Genomic DNA, 17,248 nt, shown 5'->3' on the forward strand with positions numbered 1-17,248 from the left:
ACCCGCCCGGAGGAGCGCAGCGAACTGGGGGACCTGTGCGGCCCAGCCGGGAGAGGGAACAGCGGACAGATGGCATCACGTCGGGACGAACTCAACGCCTACACATTTGCGAAGCGGAGACTGATTGCGCAGTTCCTCCAACCCAGTTCGACGGGTTCGGAAGAAGGTGCGCCCCGGCCGTTGAGGGCGGTGATCCCGGGCGCGATCGTGGGTGTGGTGATCCTCGCGGGCTTCGGTGCTTGGGGAATGTTCAAGCCGGTCGCACCCAAGGAATGGGACAAGCCGGGCGAGAACGTGATCATCGCGAGCAAGTCGACCACCCGTTATGTGGTGTTGAAGACGGACGGGAAGACACAGCTCCACCCCGTCCTCAACATGTCATCTGCACGACTTCTCCTCGACCCGGACAAGGGCAAGGTCGTCAACATCGACGAGAAGGTGCTGGACAGCGGCAAGATTCCGCACGGCGCGACGCTCGGCATACCGTACGGCCCCGACCGGCTGCCGGACGCCAAGGAGGCGGGCGGCGCGAAGCGGTGGGCGGTCTGCGAGCGGCAGGGCGAGGGTGGCAGGGCGATCCAGAAGGCGGCGTTCGTCCTCGCCGAGCGCGAGGTCGCCAAGACCGACGGGCGCGAGCGCCTCACCGGCGGCGAACTGCTGTACGTCGAGGGCCCCGGCCCGCAGCGCACCCGCTACCTGGTGGACGCGAGCGGGACCGCGTATCCCGTGGGCAAGGAAGAACTGCTGCTGCGCCAGCTGGTCGGCCAGGGCAGGGTCCCGCAGCGCGTCTCGGCGGGCTGGCTGGCGACGCTGCACCACGGCGACCGGATCGCCTTCCCCGCCATATCCCCGGCCGACGGGACACCGGGCGACCCGGCGGGCGCACCCGGCGGCCTGGGGGCCGGCGAGAACAAGGTGGGCATGGTGCTGCGGGCCACCGACGGCACGAAGAACCAGCAGTACGTGGTCCTCAAGGGCCGCGTCGCCCCGATCTCCGACTTCACGGCGAAGCTGCTCATCAACAGCCGCCCGCTGATCAAGCTCGGCCAGGCGGGCCGTCCCACGGCGGTGAGCGCGGCGGCGATCGAGCCGGGGGCGGGTTTCGGCCAGGACCGCAAGTGGCCGCTGGCGGAGCCGAAGCCGGTGAACGACTCGGCGGCGGGGGCATCGGCGGCAGGTGCTTCCGCCGATTCGTCCGCCGATGCGTCAGCCGGCACATCGGCTGGCACATCGGCCGGCACATCGGGTGGCACGCCGGCTGGCACATCGGCTGGCACGCCGGCCCAGGGCTCCGCCCGCAACACCGTCTGCAACGTCCTGCGTGGCGTCGATAAGTCGACCGGCCGGACCTCCCTCAGTACCTGGGCGGGCCCCGCCTTCCCCGCCCCGCTGCCGACGGGCGCGAGCAGCGCGTACGTCACGCCCGGTTCGGGGCAGTTGTTCCGCCAGTTCAAGGGCTCGGCGACCGGCACGGGCTTCGTCTTCCTGGTGACCGACACGGGACTGCGGTACGCGATGCAGTCCAACGGCGACAGCGCGACGGGCGACCCGGGCGGCGGCATCGGCGCCGGCACGAAGGCGGAGAAGCAGGCCCGCGCCCAGGAGGAGGCCCAGGCGCAGAACCGCCTCGGCTACAAGGCGGTCCAGCCCGCCCCGATACCGGTCGAGTGGTCGGAGTTCCTGCCCACGGGTCCGCGCCTGTCGACGGGTGCGGCCCGCCAGCCGCAGGGCTCGTGAGGGGCGGCACGGACATGACACAGGTCTCGTTTCTTTCCTGTCCACGCCGGTTGTTGGCGGGAGCCGTCCCGGTGCTGGGGCTGTTGGGGCTGCTCGCCGTACCGGCACCGCCCGCGATCGCGGCTCCGGCCCCGGGTACGGAGCCGGCCGGGCAGTGCACGTACCCCTCGAAGCCGTACGAAGGGCGCCCCTGGGCCCTCCAACGGGTCCTGCTTGACGAGGTGTGGAAGCAGTCCACCGGCAAGGGTGTCCGCGTCGCCGTCATCGACAGCGGCGTCGACGTGAAGAACAAGCAGCTCACGGCCGCCGTGGACGTCAAGAGCGGCCGCAATGTGCTGCCCAACCCCCTCAAGGACGAACAGGGCGACGTGATCGAGCGAGGCAAGGAGGACGGCACGTCGGACACCGTCGGCCACGGCACGAAGGTCGCCGGCATCATCGCCGCCCGCCCGGCGAAGGGCACCGGCTTCGTCGGCCTGGCGCCCGGCGCGACGATCATCCCGATCCAGCAGAACGACGCGGAGGGCCACGGCAACGCCCTCACCCTGGCGACCGCGATCAACCACGCCATCGCCAAGGACGCCGGCATCATCAACATCTCGCAGGACACGGCGAACGCGACGGAACCGACGCCCGTACTCAGACAGGCCGTCAATCTCGCCCTGTCCAAGAACATCCTGATCATCGCCTCCGCCGGCAACGACGGCCTCGGCGGCAACATCAAACCCACCTACCCGGCGTCCTATCCGGGCGTCCTGGCCGTTGCCGCCTCCGACCGCAACAACGAACGGGCGGCGTTCTCCCAGTCCGGCGAATTCGTCGGCGTCGCGGCCCCGGGGGTGGACATGATCTCGACGGTCCCCGGCGGCGGCCACTGCGCGGACAGCGGTACGAGCTTCTCCGCGCCGTACGTGACCGGGGTCGCCGCCCTGATCAGGGCCAAGCACCCCAAGTGGACCAACGCGCAGGTCACCACCCAGATCAAGCAGACCGCCGAACGCTCCATCCCCGGCCACGACCGCCTGGTCGGCTGGGGCGTGGTCGACCCGGTCCGCGCCCTCACCGAGGACGAACACACCCCGGCAGGCGCACCGGTCCCGGGCGGCGGCCTGACCGGCGTCCACGCCCCGACCGCGGTCGAACTCCCGGTGGGAGAAACCCCGGAGGAGCGCAACGCCCGCCTCGGCACGTACGTGGTGGTGGGCGGCGGCGTGCTGGTAGCGGCGATCGCGGGGGCGGCGGTGGCGGTACGGGACGGGCGTCGGCGGCGGGGTGGTCGCAGTAGCGAACGGGGATCGACTCAAGTCGGGACGCGAGGGACAAGTGCGTACCAACGGTCCTGAAGCGGTCGATGGCCTGTGATTACCCTCTCTGGTATAGGGGTTGGCTGTGCCGGAGACTTGGATAGAGTGGTTCCCCTGTGACGGCTGGGACTCGCGCGCACTGCGATAGCAACCGGTGGGGACAGAGCAAACGGGGACGGGGAGGGATCGAATCATGGGAGACCCGGGCACGGGGGATCTGTCGAAGGGCGTGGGAGCGCTTCGGCAGTTCCAGAAGCGGGTGAACACCCTGCTGCACGAGCTGGAGGGCGGCGACGCGGGCCGCACGAAGATCGCGGCGCAGAGAGTGTCACGCGCGTCGCTGAGCGGGGGCAACGCGACGTTCGCGGAGGCGGACGGGCTGTACGCGCAGTACAACCGGGTGCATCAGCAACTCACTTCGCTGTCGAAGACGTTGGGGTATCAGATCGAGGCGCTGAGTATCGGTGTGCACGCGTCGGAGGTCGGTTACAACAACGTCGAAGAGGACCTTCGGCAGCGGTACGCGGAGATCCGGGACGGGCTTCAGACAGAGCAGGACGCCCAGCAGAAGCGGGACGATGCCTATCTGAAAGCGCAGCAGCAACGGGCCGGTCAGTCTGGGCCGAAGGCCCCCGACACGACCAATCCGGAGTACTGACCCATGGCTGACGAGAACACGCAGGCACCCGCCGCCAAGGCCGAAAAGGCGCAGCTGGCGCAGGACCGCGCGGAAGTCCGGGAACAGCTCCACTCCGCCGAGGTCCGCCAGGGATACTCGGAGTCGAAGGCCCTGATGACCCCTGCGGGGGCCAAGGAAGAGCCGCTGCCGGTCCCCTACATCCGTGACCCGGGCATTCCCGGCTTCTCGACCAGGACCAGCTTTGAGGGCCATGACCTCAACGCCATGATCGACATGGTGGAGAACGCGAACCCGGCGGAGCTGGAAAGCGCGGGGGAGGCTCTCTGGAAGGCCAGGGACGCACTCAAGGCGGCGGCCAGGGAACTTGAGCTCCAGGTCAAGGGCGTGGACTGGCAGGGCGAGGGTGCCACCAGCTTCCGTAAATTTGGGGAAGGGCTCGTGGCGCATGCCCGAGGGCTGGGTGACTTTGCCGACACGGCCGGTACGCAGATCACGGTCGCGGGCACCGGCCTGGCCTCCGTGCACAAGGCGATGCCGCCGAGGGATGGCCGACTCGACAAGCGCAAGCCCGAAGACGTACCGATAGTTGGCCGCGTCGAGGGCAATGCGACGTACGACATGGCGGTGAAGGTCGAGAAGGACCGCCAGGAGGCCATCAACCAGCTGCAACGCTTGTCGTCGTTCTACGCGGTCTCACAAGACACTCTGGCAGCCCAGGAGCCGCCGAAGTTTGACCAGGTCCTCAAGGCGAACGTACCTCCGCCCACCGGCGGTGGCGACGGAGCTGGTGGAGCAGACGGCGGCGCCGCAGGAGGGGCCGCCGGAGGAGGCGCTGCGGGTCTCGGAGCGGCCAGGGCCGTCGCGCCTGCCGATACGTCCGGCCCTGGTGCGGCAGCCGGACGGGCGGACGGTCTCGGTCCTGCCGGTTCGGCGGGCGGCGACACGGCCCGGCCCGGTGCTGCGGTCGGCGGGGTTTCGCCCGCGCCGGGCGGCGACCAGTCGATGGAACTCGCGCGGGTCGCCGCACCACCGGCCCCCGCACCCGCTCCGAGTGTCGCTCCGCCGCCTGCCCCGACGGCCACGGGGCCGGCCCTGGGCACGACACCGCCTCCCATGGGCCCTGGCTATGCGCCTCCGGTCCAGGGCGGAACGGCTCGGAAGCCGGGCATGCCTCCAATGGGGCGCGGTACGGCGGGTCAGCCTCCGTTGGGGCGTTCCGGTACGGCGGGTCAGCCTCCGATGGGTCGCTCGGGTACTGCCGGTCAGCCTCCGATGGGTCGGGGTACGGCGGGTCAGCCTCCGATGGGTCGCTCGGGTACTGCCGGTCAGCCTCCGATGGGTCGGGGTACGGCGGGTCAGCCTCCGATGGGGCGTTCGGGTAGTGCCGGTCAGCCTCCGATGGGTCGCGGTACGGCGGGTCAGCCCCCGTTGGGGCGTTCCGGTACTGCCGGTCAGCCTCCGATGGGACGCACCACCGGCGGCCGTACGGACGGGATCATGGGCGGCAACCCGCAACGCACCACCCCTGGTTCGTCCGGCTCCCGCATTCCGCGCGGCACGGTTGTCGGCAGCGAGCCCGGCACCTCGGGCCGCGGCTCCACCGGCCGTATCCCCACCGGCGGAGCCGTCGGAGCGAACCCCGTGTCCGGTACGGCCGCCCGTCCGACCGGCCGACCCACCTCCGGCACGAATGGTGTGGTGGGCGCTCCCCGAACCGGCACGGCTCCCTCCGGCCGCCCCGGTACCGGCGGTTTCACCCAGGGCGGAGCCGGTCTCGTACGAGGCCCGGCCGGTCAGCGCAATGCGAACGAGCGCGAGGAACAAGAGGGTTCGAAGCGCCCCGACTACCTGACCGAGGACGAAGAGACCTGGACGGCCGGCCGCCGTAGCGCCGTTCCTCCGGTGATCGACTGAGCACGGCCGAGCACGACCTCGTACGACCAAGCACAGCGAAAGGCCCGGAAGCCAGGATGACGGCAGGAATCAGCCAGACCCGAAGGCGTCGGCAACGCATGCACGGTGTGCTTGCGGCAGCGGTGGCGTGGAGCATCGGCGCCGCTGCCGTAGCACCGGCCGCAGTCGCCGCCGAGGCGTCGCCGGAGCAGTGGTACCTGGGCCCGATGAAGGCGGAGGAGATATGGAAGGTCTCCACCGGAAAAGGCATCAAGGTTGCCGTCATCGACTCCGGTGTCCATGAGTCCACGCCCTCGCTGAAGGGGCAGGTCCTGCCGGGCAAGCACTTCACCAGGAAGGGCACGGACACCCAGACCGACGACACCAATGGCCAAGGCACCACCACGGCCGAGCTGATCGTCGGCACGGGGGAAGGCGGTGGTATCCGGGGCCTGGCGCCGGGCGCGAAGGTCATTCCGTTCAAGGTGCCCCTCCACAAGCACAATGCGCTTCCGGAGGTCATGGAGGATTCCCTCTACCGGGCGGTGAAGGCTGCAGCGGACAGCGACGCGCAGATCATCAACATCTCGGTAGGCAGTGAGTGGGCCATCGGCATGAGCAGGTTTGGGGAGACCGACGCCTTCAAATACGCCGCCAGCAAGGGAAAATTGGTGTTTGCCGGTACTGGCGACAACGCCAAGGAAGGGAACAAGCCGCAGAGGCCGGCCGACAGCCCTGACGTTGTCGGGGTGGCCTCTACCGGCCGCGACGGCAAGGTGACGGACTTCTCCCAGCACGGGGAGGACGTCGATCTCGCGGCTCCCGGTGCCGAGATTCCCCGTTGGTGCGATGCGAAATTCCAGCGGTACTGCACCGGGGGCGGGTTCGTTGCTTCCACGGCAATAACTTCTGCCTCGGCTGCCTTGATCTGGTCCAAGCACCCGGATTGGACGCCCAACCAAGTTCTCCGCGTCTTGTACGACACTGCGAGCCGGAACTGGGTGACGGGCAAGCGTGACGCCTACAGGGGGCATGGCCTCGTTCGACCGCGGGACCACCTCCTTGAAGGCAAGGGCAGTCCCGGCAACCCGGACGTGGAACTCAGCGCGCACGGGGTGGATCCCAACCCCCCTGCCCCCGCCACTCCCAACACCCCCCCAATCAAACCCGCCAAGCCCACCGGCACCCCCGCCCTGGCCTCCTCCTCCAAGGACTCTGCAGCCACCGGCCCCTCTCCCCTCCTCATCGGCGGGATAGCCGCAGCCGCGCTGATCCTCGCCGCCGGCGCCTTCGCGCTCGTCCGCAGGCGCCGCGCGGCCCACTGAACCGCACCACCCGACGGCCCCGGGAATTCCCGACTCCGTCAACTCGTCCACACCACACGGATCCGAAGGGAAGCCACTCGCATGGTTGCCAGGCAAGCCAATGACGAAGTAACTCTCAAGAAGACGCAGGAGACGCTCACCAGGAACTTCGGTGGTGTCAAGCAGACCCTGCACAACCTGAACGGCGCCCTCGACGACCTCGAAGGCAAGTGGGTCGGCATCGGTGCCGGCGCCTTCAACAAGAAGCAGACCGAGATCAACCACCGGATCGTGGCGATAGGCAAGCTCCTCCTGAAGTTCCAGGAGGGCATCGAGGCGGCCCGGACGATCAAGGACAACAACGAGGACGAGATCCTCCAGTCGATCAACGGCGTCGACGTCGTCGACGGCTACAGCGGTGATGCTCGGGCCGAGGCCAACACCTCGAACCTCAACAAGTTCTGAGCCTCTCCCGCCCCTGCTCCACAACCTTTCCCTGCACACCACTCCGGAGGACTCCATGCCCGCCCCGCAAGACGGTTCGATGATCGTCACCTACGCCTCTCTCGACCTGGCCGCAGAGCATGTCAGGGCGCAGTCGGGCAAGTTGGAAGCGCAGCTCAGGGAAATCCAGACGATGGTCGCCAGCCACTCCAACCTCTGGGAGGGCGAGGCGCAGACGGCCTACAAGGCTCGTCAGGACGACTGGAACAACCAGGCCTCCGCGATCCACGACGCACTGAAGAAGATTTCCCAGCAGATCAGCGACGCAGTCGGCAAGTACAAGTCCGCCGACCTGAAGGCCGCAGGCAACTTCTAGCACTCTGCAGCCAGACAGCACGTACGACCGGGGTGGGCACGCGCGGGAGGTGCCCACCCCGAGTCATGCGCCGATACGTTTCACAGCCCCGGCGTCCGTCATCGGGTGGCAGCGAACCCCCGGGAGCGGAGGACCGCCTCGGGAGTCTCGCCACTCACACGGTGCACCGCAGTTCCCTCTTGACCGCGAGGGTGTACGTCTTGCCGAACGCGAGGATGATCGAGCAGCGTCTTGAGCTGCTTCTCCCACCGCTCCTGTACGTGATCCAGCCCGCCACCCAGCGCGAAGCCCTGCGTGGTCAGGTCCCTGGCCGCGCCCTGGCTGCTGGACCAGGCGTCCCGCCCGCGGTTTCCCAGCCCTTCGAACAGCTTGTACGCGCTGGCGCCGACCTCGGCGAGGTCGGTGTGCGTGGCCGCCAGGTCACCCTGCCCGCCCCCGCCCCCACGACCCGCCTCCGGGCCCGCGTTGAGCTGCATGCGGTGGCTGTGCCGCCGCCTCGGAATTCAGCTGCTGCCCCTCGTCCCATGCCATGCGCCTGGCCCCTCGCCCAGTTCCCTCTCCAAGCCTGACCAGTCCCAAGAGGGTCCGTTGATCAACAGTTCTCCGGGACGGGCTTCGAGCGAGGGCAACGCGAAGTCCGCGCAGGCGGGCGGTTGTACGCGCAGTACGGCCGGGTCCGCCACCCACCCGCCTCTCCGTGCGCGGCATTGGGGTAGGTCCGGAAGCCAGGATGACGGCAGAACCCGGCCCGACCCGAAGGCGCTGGCGCCGCTGACGCCGCTGACGCCGCTGACGGCGCCGACGGCGCATGCATTGCGCGCCGGCCGCGGTAGCGGCGTGGAGCATCGGCGCCGCTGTCGTGTGTGCACGCGTTCACACCGTCGCTTCAGGGACAGGTCCTGCCGGGGAAGCGCTTCACGAGGGAAGACGCCGGCGAGGTGCGCGCTCCCGGCCCGTACCGGAAGGTCATGATTCCACGCTGATATGTCTGGTTATGCTGGGAACTCTTGTACGTCTGTGACGGGGGTCCCTGCCTAAATGAGCCGATCAGTGGTGCGTGTCATGGTGGTGGACGACGAGATCCTGATCAGGGAGGGGCTGCGGCGGATCCTCGAAACCTTCGAAGGATCCGAGGTCGTCGCCGTCTGCTCCGGCGATGGCGCCGCGGCGCAGGCGCGCCGCCACCGCCCCGACGTGGTGCTACTCGACTTGAGGATGCCCGACCGCGACGGCCTTACCGTGCTGGCCGATCTGCGGGCGCTGCCCGAGCCCCCTGTGGTCGCCATGCTGACCACGTTCGACGCCGACGAACACCTCTCCGCCGCCCTGCACGGCGGTGCGGCCGGATTCCTGCTCAAGGACACGCCTCCGGCCCAACTGGAGTATGCCGTCCTGGAGTTGGCGGCGGGTGGCAGTGTGATCGCGCCCAAGCTGGCTCGGACGGTGGTACGCCACTTCGTCGAGGGGCCCGCGAGCGGGGTGCGGGCGGGGTCCACCGAGCAGGGGCGAACCGCCGTCGAACTGACCGACCGGGAACGGGACGTTCTGGCCCTGGTCACGGAAGGGATGTCGAACGTCGAGATCGGGCGGCGGCTGTTCATCGGCACCACCACCGTCAAGGACCATGTGAGCACCCTCCTGGTGAAGCTCCGGGTGACCAACCGGGTTCAGGCCGCGGTCCACGCCCAGCGGCTCGGACTCGTCGACCCGCCCGCCCCTCCGGCACCCGTGCCCGGCGGCGCCGGGCGATGAGAATCGACTGGTACTGAGAATCGACCGGCATTGAGGTCGACCGGCATTGAGGTCGACCGGCATTCAGAATCGACCCGCATTCACAATCGACCCGCATTGAGAATCGACCGGCATTGAGAATCGACCGGCATACCGCGGAACGCGGCGTGGCGGTGCTGGCGTGCGCCGAGTTGCTCACCGTCGCGGACTCCTTCGGCCCGCTGTACGTCTCCGTCTGCGCGGTGGCTCTCCTCGCGCTCCCGCTGCGCGCTCGCCACCCGCTGCCCACCCTGCTGGCGACGCTGCCCGCCATCGTCACCGAGCATCTGTGGCTGCCCGCCATGCTCGCCATGTTCATGGTCGCCTGCCGGTACTCGCGCGGCGTGATCTCCGTCTGCGGCGTCCTGCTGTTCCTGGCCGCGCTCTGCCCCTGGCCGCCGGGCGCGCTCGTCGAGTACTCGACGGCGGAGATCCTGACGATGATCGAGGGTGCGGGGCTGCTCTGCCTCGGGCCGACCGTGCTGGGGCTGTTGATCAGGACGCGGGGCGAACTCAGGGACAGGCTGGCGGACCTGGCCGCCACCCAGCACCGCGAACGACGGCTGGAAGCGCAGCGGGCCGTGATCGGGGAACGGGCCCGGCTGGCCCGTGAGATGCACGACGTCGTCTCGCACCACGTGGGGATCATCGCGGTCCAGACGGGGGTGCTGTCCGCGACCGAGCCGGACGAGCAGCGGCGTACGGACATCGAAGTCGCCCGCAGACACAGTGTGCGGGCCCTGGAGGAACTGCGGGACATGGTCGGGGTGCTGCGCGGCTCCGACCCGGCCGAGGCCGCGGCGGTCGGCAGGACCGGGCTTGCCGACCTGCACGCGCTGGCGGCGGAGAGCCTCCTCGATGTCGGGGTCGAGGTGGCGGTGGCACCGGGGGTCGGGTGGGATCCGGCGGTTGAGGCAGCTGCGTACCGGATCGTCCAGGAGGGCCTGAACAATGTGCGCAAGCACGCCCCGGGGGCGGCGGTCGAGGTCTCGGTTCTGACGTCCGACGGCCGGGACTCGCTCGTCGTGGAGGTCCGCAACGGTCCGCCGGGCGAGGAGCGCGGCGCGCTGGAACTTCCCACGAGCGGGTACGGGCTGGCCGGCCTGCGGGAGCGCGCGGGGCTGATCGGTGGGCGCGTCGCGGCCGGGGTCACGCCGGACGGGGGCTTCTCGGTGCGCGCGGTGCTCCCGCTGTAGGGCAGGCGTCCCCGGCCACTTGGAGGGGGCCGATGGGCGGTTACGCCCGCCCGGGCGCTCCGAGCAGCATGGGTCCGGGCCACAGCGGACCGCCACCGGCGGCGTTCGCCCTCCAGGCGGCGGACCGGGACCGGGCACCGCCGCGACGATCGCGACCATTCTGCCGACCGTACCGACGGCGCGGCAGGGGGAGACACACAGTGAACTCGACACGCCAGCACCGCCCCTTCATCCGCCGCGCCTCGATCGCGGGCGTCGCCGCGCTCACCGCCGGTGCCCTGTTCGCGGGCGCTGCTCCCGCGCTGGCCGCGCACACCACCGACTCCCGCGCCACCGGGGCGGCGGTCTCGGCCGTCGGGGAGTTCCCCGAGCTGACCGCCGAGCAGCTCCGCTTCATCGAGGAGGGCATGGGCCCTGAGGCGCTGGCCGAGATCTCGGACGCCATGAGCCGTGCGGGCGACGACGGGGAGATCCGCCCCAGAGCGTTCCCGATCGCCGCCGTGGCCATCGGCGCGGCCGCCTGGTGCGCCAAGGGCGCCGTGGCCAGCATCCCCACGTCGGTACTGAGTGACGTCGCCGACGGAAAGTTCTCCGGCAAGGGGACGTACGTCAAGAATGCGATCATTGGCTGCCTGGGCGGCGAGATCGGCGGCGTCGTCTGGAAGTTCCTGCCGGGCTGGGTCAAGAACAAGGCCGTCGCGATGGTGGCGGCCTTCATCATCAAGTACATCCGCTGACACCAGGCACTTGGGGCGCTGCTTCCATGGCGTACGTCTTCGTCTTCTGCTGCTTCGTCGTGCTGGGGGCGGTCACCGCGCTGGCCGCCCGCACCGGATACCGCGGGCAGGTCTGCGACCGGACGGTCGGGTACGAAGTGCCGGACGAGGTGAAGCGCGACCCCGCGCTGCGGCAGCGGGCCAACGGCCTCGTCGCGCACTGGTGCACCGGGGCCGCGATCCTCAGCCTGGCACCGTTGGTGCCGGTGGGGCGGGTCCTGCTGAGTGACGGCAGCCGGGGGATCGGCACGGTGGGGCTGGCGTTCGTCGCGGGTTACGCGTTCGTCGTCATCGTCATCGCCGGCTACCCGTTCGAGAAGATCAAACACTTGGCGCGCTGAGTCGGCCCCCCTGCTCCTGCCCGTTTCCGGCCAGGAGCAGGGGTAAGTCGTGACCGCGCAGTCCACGGACCCCCCCGACGGACCGGCCGTCAGTCATCCATGCCGCTCGGCCGACAGAGCCGTCCGAGGGCGCGAGCCCGATACGGCTCCCCGCCCGCGCCATTCGCATAGCCATTAACTCGGCAGCGCCCCCCACGACTTGACGCCCCGGCGCGGAGGCAGTGCCTCACTCACCCCCACTCCCCGCCGCAGTCGTCCACGACCTCCGCGAGCAGCCACAGCGCTCGCCTGCGCCGTACGAAACACAGCGAAGCCGCCTCCACCACCGCGTCACAGGTCAACCTCCCTGCAACAGCGATGAGTTCGGTGACGGTTAGTGCGGCCGCCGCCCCGTACCGGCCCGTCCCATTCGCATGCAGCGCGCCGTTCACCGCGTTCCGTACGATTCCCACATGGCGCGGCTCCCCGGGAACGGTCAGGCTGAGCGCGAGCCCACCCTGCTCTTCGTACGAGGAGGGGGGCTGACTCCTGCGCGGTGACGGGGCAGAGTACGAGATCCGACAGGGCAGGCTCGCGTCAGGGAGACAGGCCACTGCTCATCTGCGTATCGGGCGTCCAGCCACCAGACTGGCACACCTGTGCAACGGCAGACTGGCCGCAGAATCCGCCCGTGAAGGGGCAGCATGCCGACGCGACCCACACCGTCAAAGCGCCAAATGCGGCTGGGGGCCGAACTCCGTAAATCGCGCGGCGCCGCGGGCGCGACCACCGAGTACGCCGCCGGGCTGCTCGGGCTCGACCGCACCAAGATCTCCCACATGGAGTCCGGAGTGCGTCCGATCGCCCCGGAGCGCGTGCGCACGTTGGCCGGCAATTACGAGTGTGCCGACGGCGAGTACGTCGATGCTCTTGCCGAGATGGCGGCCGGCGCGGACGCGTCTGGTGGGACAAGTACCGGGGCGAACTTCCCCAAGGGCTGTTGGACATCGCCGAGTTGGAGCGCAGCCAGGTCCTCGTCCGCGAGCAGCCGATGCCGTACGTCGGATACGTACACGAGGCGGCCCTACGGATGCGGTTCGGCGGCCGGCACACCATGCGCGAACAGCTCAACCACCTGGACGACATGTCCGAGCGTGACAACATCACGCTCCGCGTACTCCCGTCCGAGGCCGGTGCCTTCCCGGGAGCCGGCCATGCCCTGCTCTACGCACACGGAGCCGTTCCCCAACTGGACACGGTCCAGCTCGACTCCGCCCACGGCTCCGAGTTCATGCACTCCGAGGCGCAACTCCGCAAGTACCAGTCCCACTTGAACTGGATGGACAACAACACCCTGTCCGCCGAAGAATCGGGGGACTTCATCCACGCAGTCGCACGCCAGCTCTGAGGAGAACCCACCATGACCGACATCCACTGGGAAGACGCCTTCTGCGGCGAAGGCAACAATTGTTTCCGCATAGGCACGGACGACCACGGCAACGGGTACGTAGCCCTCCTCGGCCAGGAGGACAACCCCCTCACCGACACCCACGAAGCCCTGCGCAACCTCATCCGCGACATCAAGTCCGGCAAGGCCGACCATCTCCTCTGACCCACAGGCGGTCGACCTGGCCGCGGGCCCGACCGGCGGTGGAGTTTCGAGTCCGGGGTGGGCGCGGAATGTGGTCAGCAGGGTGGGGTGGTGCTGGATGCGGCGGGGCCCTGCTCGAATGGCGCGGGTCAGCTTGTCGAGGGTGAGCGGGGCGAGATTGGACAGATGGGTGCGCTTGAGGCGGGACCAGACCCCGCCCGCAGGGCAGGCCCGGCAATCCGAGCCCCGTACGCCTGGTAGACGGGGATGACCCTGTCGTCGAAGCTTGCGCGGATTTGGCGTGAGAGTGGTGCGTCGCTCGTGCTCGGGGCGTTGCTCGTACGGTGGGCGTCAGTCAGGGCCGTGGGTCGTGTCACCGGTCAAAGAGCGTGTCGTGTCGTCTCTCGTACCGGCTGTTCCGCCGCCCACGCCTGGACGTCGACCACCGCCGGCTTGGCGACCGACCGCGCTCCGGAAACGTACAGGAGCCAGCGCAGTTCCTCCCTTCGACGGAAACTACCCACGGGTGTTTGCCGCCCAAGGGGGCGGTGATGAGCTCACGCGTAGCGGTGGCGGCTTCCATTCGTGACGGAAAACGCTCACCTGTACCAGTCCTCGCCGTCGCTTTCTAGAAAGCTCCGTAGGAAGCCTTCCAGGGAAGCGGAAATCCAGCTTCGGCTGTCCGTCTCGTGGTCCCACACAAACACGTCGTCGCGTTCAGGGGTGCGGACGAATGCAAAATTATCGCCGCCTCCGTTGTCCCCGAAGAAGATGAGGGGGTCGAAGGGCATATACAGGGACCGAAACTGTTCGTCGCTGCGGAACATGACATTTTCGGCCAGGATTCTTTCGGCCTTCCAGATGGTATCCACGCCATACTTGGTCACCATTCCGTCAGACTCGAGAAGGAATTCCTGAAGGGATTGAGGAATCGACTGTCCAAGTTGCTTCCCGATGTCCATGAGGGAGTCCAAAGTTGTTGGCTCACACAGCCCGGCTCCTGGAAATTGTTCGGCGATTTCCCGCCACATTGCTGTCTCGTCTCTTGTAATTGTCGTTGCGGGCTTTACGCGTTTCGTCGATTACTTCTGGTAGGGCACTCCATAGGAGTTTTGCGGTGCCCGCGAACGAGCAGGTACCCCGGGGCGTCCTCACGGGATCCGGCCCGGCTCGACTCCTCCTACGGCCCCGAGTTCATGCATGCCGAGGCTCAACTGCGCGAGTCCCAGTGTCACTTGAACTGCCTGATACGTTCCCCTACCGGCCACCGTCACAGAGCTCGCCACGGCCGCCGCCACCGCCCCGGAGGAACCACCGGCATGCACATACCGGCCGACTACCTCGCACTGGCGCGTACGTACGACGGAACCTACGCCCCGTCCCTCCTGCACAAACTCACGCACTGCCCGTACCCCTTCGTCTGGCAGGCCCTGGCCGCCAACCCCCTCACTCCGCCCACCACCCTGCTGGACCTGACCAAGGCCCAGGACAGCGCATGGAACGACAACAGGCTCCTGCACCTCTTGGCCGACCACCCCCGCGCAGACCTCTACGTTCTGCGAGCCGTCCTCACCGCCACCGCCACGAAACTTGCGGCAGGCCAACGCCCGTACGCAGCAGCCCTGGCCCTCACGGCCCGTCCCGAACTCGCCCCCGACGCATTTCGGCACCTCGGCGCCCTCCCAGGCGCCTCCCGCCGCTTCCGCCACGGACTCACCCGCCGCCTGAACCACTCATCAGTCCTGTGGATTCGGGCTCAACCGTGAAGTACTCGCTCTCCAGGTACTTGAGGTGACCCAGCTCCGAGCCCTTCAGGTCGGCACCTCTGATCTTTCGCAGCGGAGAAATGTCCTCTGCCTGAATGAACCCGGTGGTCGTCAACTCGCATACAGCGAAGAGTGCGCTCTCAAGGATGTCCGGATCGTTCTCCAGTACCGCCGCAGAAGCGAGCAGGTACGCGATCAAAGCTGCTTCCCGCTGGTCGAAGGTATGAAGCCAGTCGCGCACCACATTGCAAGCCTCTTCCCTCCCTTCAGGAGAGTCAGAGGTCAGCTCATGGACCAACTCAATGAGACTTCTCTCGCCGACAGACATGTCCCGCCCCATTCGTACGATCCCGCCTGTCGCAAGGCCCCCACCCGCACCGCTACGCGCGCCAAGCTTCCACCGCCCGTACGGCCTGGCTCAGTTCATCCTCGGACAGATCCTCCCGCTCTCTGAAGGTCGGGTCGATCGAATAGTCCTCCAACAGCCAGAAGACCTGGTCAAGGGCCGTCTCGCCATTCGCCTGCGCGAGGCCGCGAGCGCGGAGCCAGCCGCGAGCGAACCCCGCTCCGGTGCACCGACCGGCGACGAAGGCGCTCAGCCACTCCAGCGGCTGCGCAGTTGCGGTTCCCGGCGGGACGTCGTTGTTTCGGGACCAGTCGATGTGCCGGGGTGGGAGAGAGCTCGCCACGTTGAGCAGGGCCGGCCACCGATGACCGGCGGCTCGCGCGTAGCGCGCAAACCGGGCGCGGATTTCGTCGATTCTCTCCGGTACGGCACCCGCCAGGAATGCCGCCGTGCCTGCAATCAAAGCGTACCCGGGGGTAGGAAAGAGGACGGCCCCCTGCATATCCAGCTCGGCGAAGAGTATCGGCGGCTCCACCCCGACCAGCTCGGCCCCGCCCTGCTCGGTCCGGCCGGCACCGAGCTCTGCACGCTGCTTGGCCCGATTGCGTACCCCCGGTCGCGCGTCAATGACCCACGTACTCGTCGCACCCGCCGATATCGCGCGAGCCCCCGCCCGGACACGCGTGACGAGGGACCTCTCCACACGGCTGCCTGCGGGGAGCGGTACGACGTTCTTGGATCCGAACGAGAGCCATCGGCTGTCGAATTCTCCACAAGGGGAGACCACACCAAAAGCTCCGGCTCCTCCTGCTCCTGCCTGTCCGTTCATTCAACCCAACTTGCGAGGAATGACCGAACTCGGGTCACGGAGCAGGACGACGCCTCGAAGGACAGCGAAGAACTTGAAGACAGCGAAGAGGCTGGAGCATCCGCGGACACCACGACGCACCCCTGCGCCATCTCCTCCAGCCGCACCTGCTTGTACCCCGGGTACCCCCAACCGCGAACCATGAGGTTTCGTATGTCCGTGAATACGAGAGAGAACTCAATCGCGTTGTGGCCCTCGTCGGTCCTGAACATCGCAATGAGATCGGATCGGCTCTCTCCGTCCTGAATGCCGAACCCGAGGACAACTGTGCGCTGCCGCTCATCAATCTGGACGTAGGAGAGATCGCAGGCGCTGAGCACAGTCGAGTTGGCGAGGACGGCCCAAGGAGAACCCGACACCGGCATTCCCTCGTCAGCGCTCATGGAAGACCCTTACATGAGGTTCCGGAACGGTGGCGTAAAGCCGCCTGTCGATCCCGCCCTTGAAAAGATGCGGGCCGCTGTCTGTGCCGTCTGGACGCCGGCGGAACCCACTCAGGTGGTGCGCGAGCACGTCAGAGGAGCTGCTGAACTCCAAGAGGACACCGTTTTCTGAAGTCTCGAGAACCATCTTGATTCTGCTCTTGGCGTCCAGTGGAGAGACAGACAGCCGGGCTGTGACGGGCGGGTTCCAGTCACTGAGCGAGAGGTCCTCCACCCCTAGGAACACCAGGTGGCACTGGACCGTATCGACCCCGGCCTCGGCCCATGCCTGTGGCAGCGGCAGGGGGGGTTCAGGAAGGTCCAGACGCAAAGTCACGGTCGGTCCGCGCCAGTTGAGTTGGATTGAGCGGACTCGTACGCGCTCCAGGGCGGGCAGCTCGGTGCCGTACAGCGGGGCCAGATACTGCATGTTCCGCACGGGGAAGCCAGTGGTCATATCGGTCTCCTCCTCCTTCACATTCCAGGGAGTCCGGT

Annotated in this window: 20 protein-coding genes and 1 pseudogene; 14 read left to right on the forward strand and 7 right to left on the reverse strand. The window is 68.2% G+C overall.

Annotated elements, in window-relative coordinates; genetic code table 11:
* Window positions 1-69 precede the first annotated feature (69 nt).
* From AB0D18_RS13990 to AB0D18_RS14020, 7 genes are all read left to right on the forward strand, one after another.
* Window positions 70-1,737, forward strand: a complete 1,668-nt coding sequence (locus tag AB0D18_RS13990) for a type VII secretion protein EccB (RefSeq protein ID WP_362416555.1) — start codon at window positions 70-72, stop codon at window positions 1,735-1,737.
* Window positions 1,738-1,751: 14 nt separating this feature from the next.
* Complete coding sequence (mycP, locus tag AB0D18_RS13995) at window positions 1,752-3,080, forward strand: type VII secretion-associated serine protease mycosin (protein WP_362416558.1); 1,329 nt, start codon at window positions 1,752-1,754, stop codon at window positions 3,078-3,080.
* 154 nt (window positions 3,081-3,234) lie between these two features.
* Complete coding sequence (locus tag AB0D18_RS14000) at window positions 3,235-3,699, forward strand: hypothetical protein (RefSeq protein ID WP_362416561.1); 465 nt, start codon at window positions 3,235-3,237, stop codon at window positions 3,697-3,699.
* A gap of 3 nt (window positions 3,700-3,702) precedes the next feature.
* Window positions 3,703-5,595: a hypothetical protein gene (locus AB0D18_RS14005; RefSeq protein WP_362416564.1), complete on the forward strand. Its 1,893-nt coding sequence runs from the start codon at window positions 3,703-3,705 to the stop codon at window positions 5,593-5,595.
* 56 nt (window positions 5,596-5,651) lie between these two features.
* On the forward strand, window positions 5,652-6,899 hold the full coding sequence (locus AB0D18_RS14010; RefSeq protein WP_362416567.1) for a S8 family serine peptidase: 1,248 nt from the start codon (window positions 5,652-5,654) through the stop codon (window positions 6,897-6,899).
* Between the two features lie 81 nt (window positions 6,900-6,980).
* On the forward strand, window positions 6,981-7,343 hold the full coding sequence (locus AB0D18_RS14015) for a WXG100 family type VII secretion target (protein WP_362416570.1): 363 nt from the start codon (window positions 6,981-6,983) through the stop codon (window positions 7,341-7,343).
* A gap of 55 nt (window positions 7,344-7,398) precedes the next feature.
* A complete protein-coding gene (locus tag AB0D18_RS14020) occupies window positions 7,399-7,698 on the forward strand; it encodes a WXG100 family type VII secretion target (RefSeq protein WP_362416573.1) in 300 nt (99 codons plus the stop codon).
* A 98-nt stretch (window positions 7,699-7,796) separates the two neighbouring features.
* On the opposite strand, the gene AB0D18_RS14025 is transcribed toward AB0D18_RS14020, so the two are convergent.
* Window positions 7,797-8,174: a hypothetical protein gene (locus AB0D18_RS14025; protein WP_362416576.1), complete on the reverse strand. Its 378-nt coding sequence runs from the start codon at window positions 8,172-8,174 to the stop codon at window positions 7,797-7,799.
* 562 nt (window positions 8,175-8,736) lie between these two features.
* Between AB0D18_RS14025 and AB0D18_RS14030 the strand changes: the two genes are divergently transcribed.
* The 4 genes from AB0D18_RS14030 (at window position 8,737) to AB0D18_RS14045 (ending at window position 11,781) form a co-directional block, all read left to right on the forward strand.
* Window positions 8,737-9,450 carry a response regulator transcription factor gene (locus AB0D18_RS14030; protein WP_362416578.1) on the forward strand — a complete coding sequence of 238 codons (714 nt, stop codon included), beginning with the start codon at window positions 8,737-8,739 and terminating at the stop codon, window positions 9,448-9,450.
* Between the two features lie 146 nt (window positions 9,451-9,596).
* Complete coding sequence (locus AB0D18_RS14035; protein ID WP_362416581.1) at window positions 9,597-10,664, forward strand: histidine kinase; 1,068 nt, start codon at window positions 9,597-9,599, stop codon at window positions 10,662-10,664.
* Window positions 10,665-10,864: 200 nt separating this feature from the next.
* Window positions 10,865-11,401 (forward strand): hypothetical protein, encoded by a 537-nt coding sequence (locus AB0D18_RS14040; protein WP_362416584.1) that lies wholly within the window; start codon window positions 10,865-10,867, stop codon window positions 11,399-11,401.
* 26 nt (window positions 11,402-11,427) lie between these two features.
* Entirely contained in the window at window positions 11,428-11,781 is a 354-nt protein-coding gene (locus AB0D18_RS14045) for a hypothetical protein (RefSeq protein ID WP_362416587.1), read from the forward strand.
* 230 nt (window positions 11,782-12,011) lie between these two features.
* Here the strand turns inward: AB0D18_RS14045 and AB0D18_RS14050 are convergent, their stop codons facing one another.
* The gene (locus AB0D18_RS14050) at window positions 12,012-12,233 is read right to left on the reverse strand and encodes a hypothetical protein (RefSeq protein WP_362416590.1); all 222 of its coding nucleotides are present in this window, start codon (window positions 12,231-12,233) and stop codon (window positions 12,012-12,014) included.
* Between the two features lie 231 nt (window positions 12,234-12,464).
* On the opposite strand from AB0D18_RS14050, the pseudogene AB0D18_RS14055 reads away from it, so the two are divergent.
* Both AB0D18_RS14055 and AB0D18_RS14060 read left to right on the forward strand, forming a co-directional pair.
* Window positions 12,465-13,168, forward strand: a pseudogene (locus AB0D18_RS14055) (helix-turn-helix transcriptional regulator).
* Window positions 13,169-13,180: 12 nt separating this feature from the next.
* Window positions 13,181-13,372: a hypothetical protein gene (locus AB0D18_RS14060; RefSeq protein WP_362416593.1), complete on the forward strand. Its 192-nt coding sequence runs from the start codon at window positions 13,181-13,183 to the stop codon at window positions 13,370-13,372.
* 578 nt (window positions 13,373-13,950) lie between these two features.
* Here AB0D18_RS14060 and AB0D18_RS14065 read toward each other — a convergent pair.
* Window positions 13,951-14,382, reverse strand: coding sequence for an SMI1/KNR4 family protein (locus AB0D18_RS14065; protein ID WP_362416596.1), 432 nt, complete (start codon window positions 14,380-14,382; stop codon window positions 13,951-13,953).
* Between the two features lie 288 nt (window positions 14,383-14,670).
* Between AB0D18_RS14065 and AB0D18_RS14070 the strand changes: the two genes are divergently transcribed.
* Window positions 14,671-15,117 carry a hypothetical protein gene (locus AB0D18_RS14070; RefSeq protein WP_362416599.1) on the forward strand — a complete coding sequence of 149 codons (447 nt, stop codon included), beginning with the start codon at window positions 14,671-14,673 and terminating at the stop codon, window positions 15,115-15,117.
* Here the strand turns inward: AB0D18_RS14070 and AB0D18_RS14075 are convergent.
* The 4 genes from AB0D18_RS14075 to AB0D18_RS14090 form a co-directional block, all read right to left on the reverse strand.
* A complete protein-coding gene (locus AB0D18_RS14075; protein ID WP_362416602.1) occupies window positions 15,065-15,445 on the reverse strand; it encodes a hypothetical protein in 381 nt (126 codons plus the stop codon). The genes AB0D18_RS14070 and AB0D18_RS14075 overlap by 53 nt on opposite strands.
* A gap of 52 nt (window positions 15,446-15,497) precedes the next feature.
* Entirely contained in the window at window positions 15,498-15,998 is a 501-nt protein-coding gene (locus AB0D18_RS14080; protein ID WP_362416605.1) for a hypothetical protein, read from the reverse strand.
* Between the two features lie 290 nt (window positions 15,999-16,288).
* A complete protein-coding gene (locus tag AB0D18_RS14085) occupies window positions 16,289-16,714 on the reverse strand; it encodes a hypothetical protein (RefSeq protein ID WP_362416608.1) in 426 nt (141 codons plus the stop codon).
* Window positions 16,704-17,210: an Imm50 family immunity protein gene (locus AB0D18_RS14090; protein ID WP_362416609.1), complete on the reverse strand. Its 507-nt coding sequence runs from the start codon at window positions 17,208-17,210 to the stop codon at window positions 16,704-16,706. Before AB0D18_RS14090 ends, AB0D18_RS14085 begins: the two co-directional genes overlap by 11 nt.
* Window positions 17,211-17,248: the final 38 nt, after the last annotated feature.

Origin of the sequence: Streptomyces sp. NPDC048442 (assembly GCF_040651475.1) — a bacterium.
Taxonomy (GTDB): domain Bacteria; phylum Actinomycetota; class Actinomycetes; order Streptomycetales; family Streptomycetaceae; genus Streptomyces.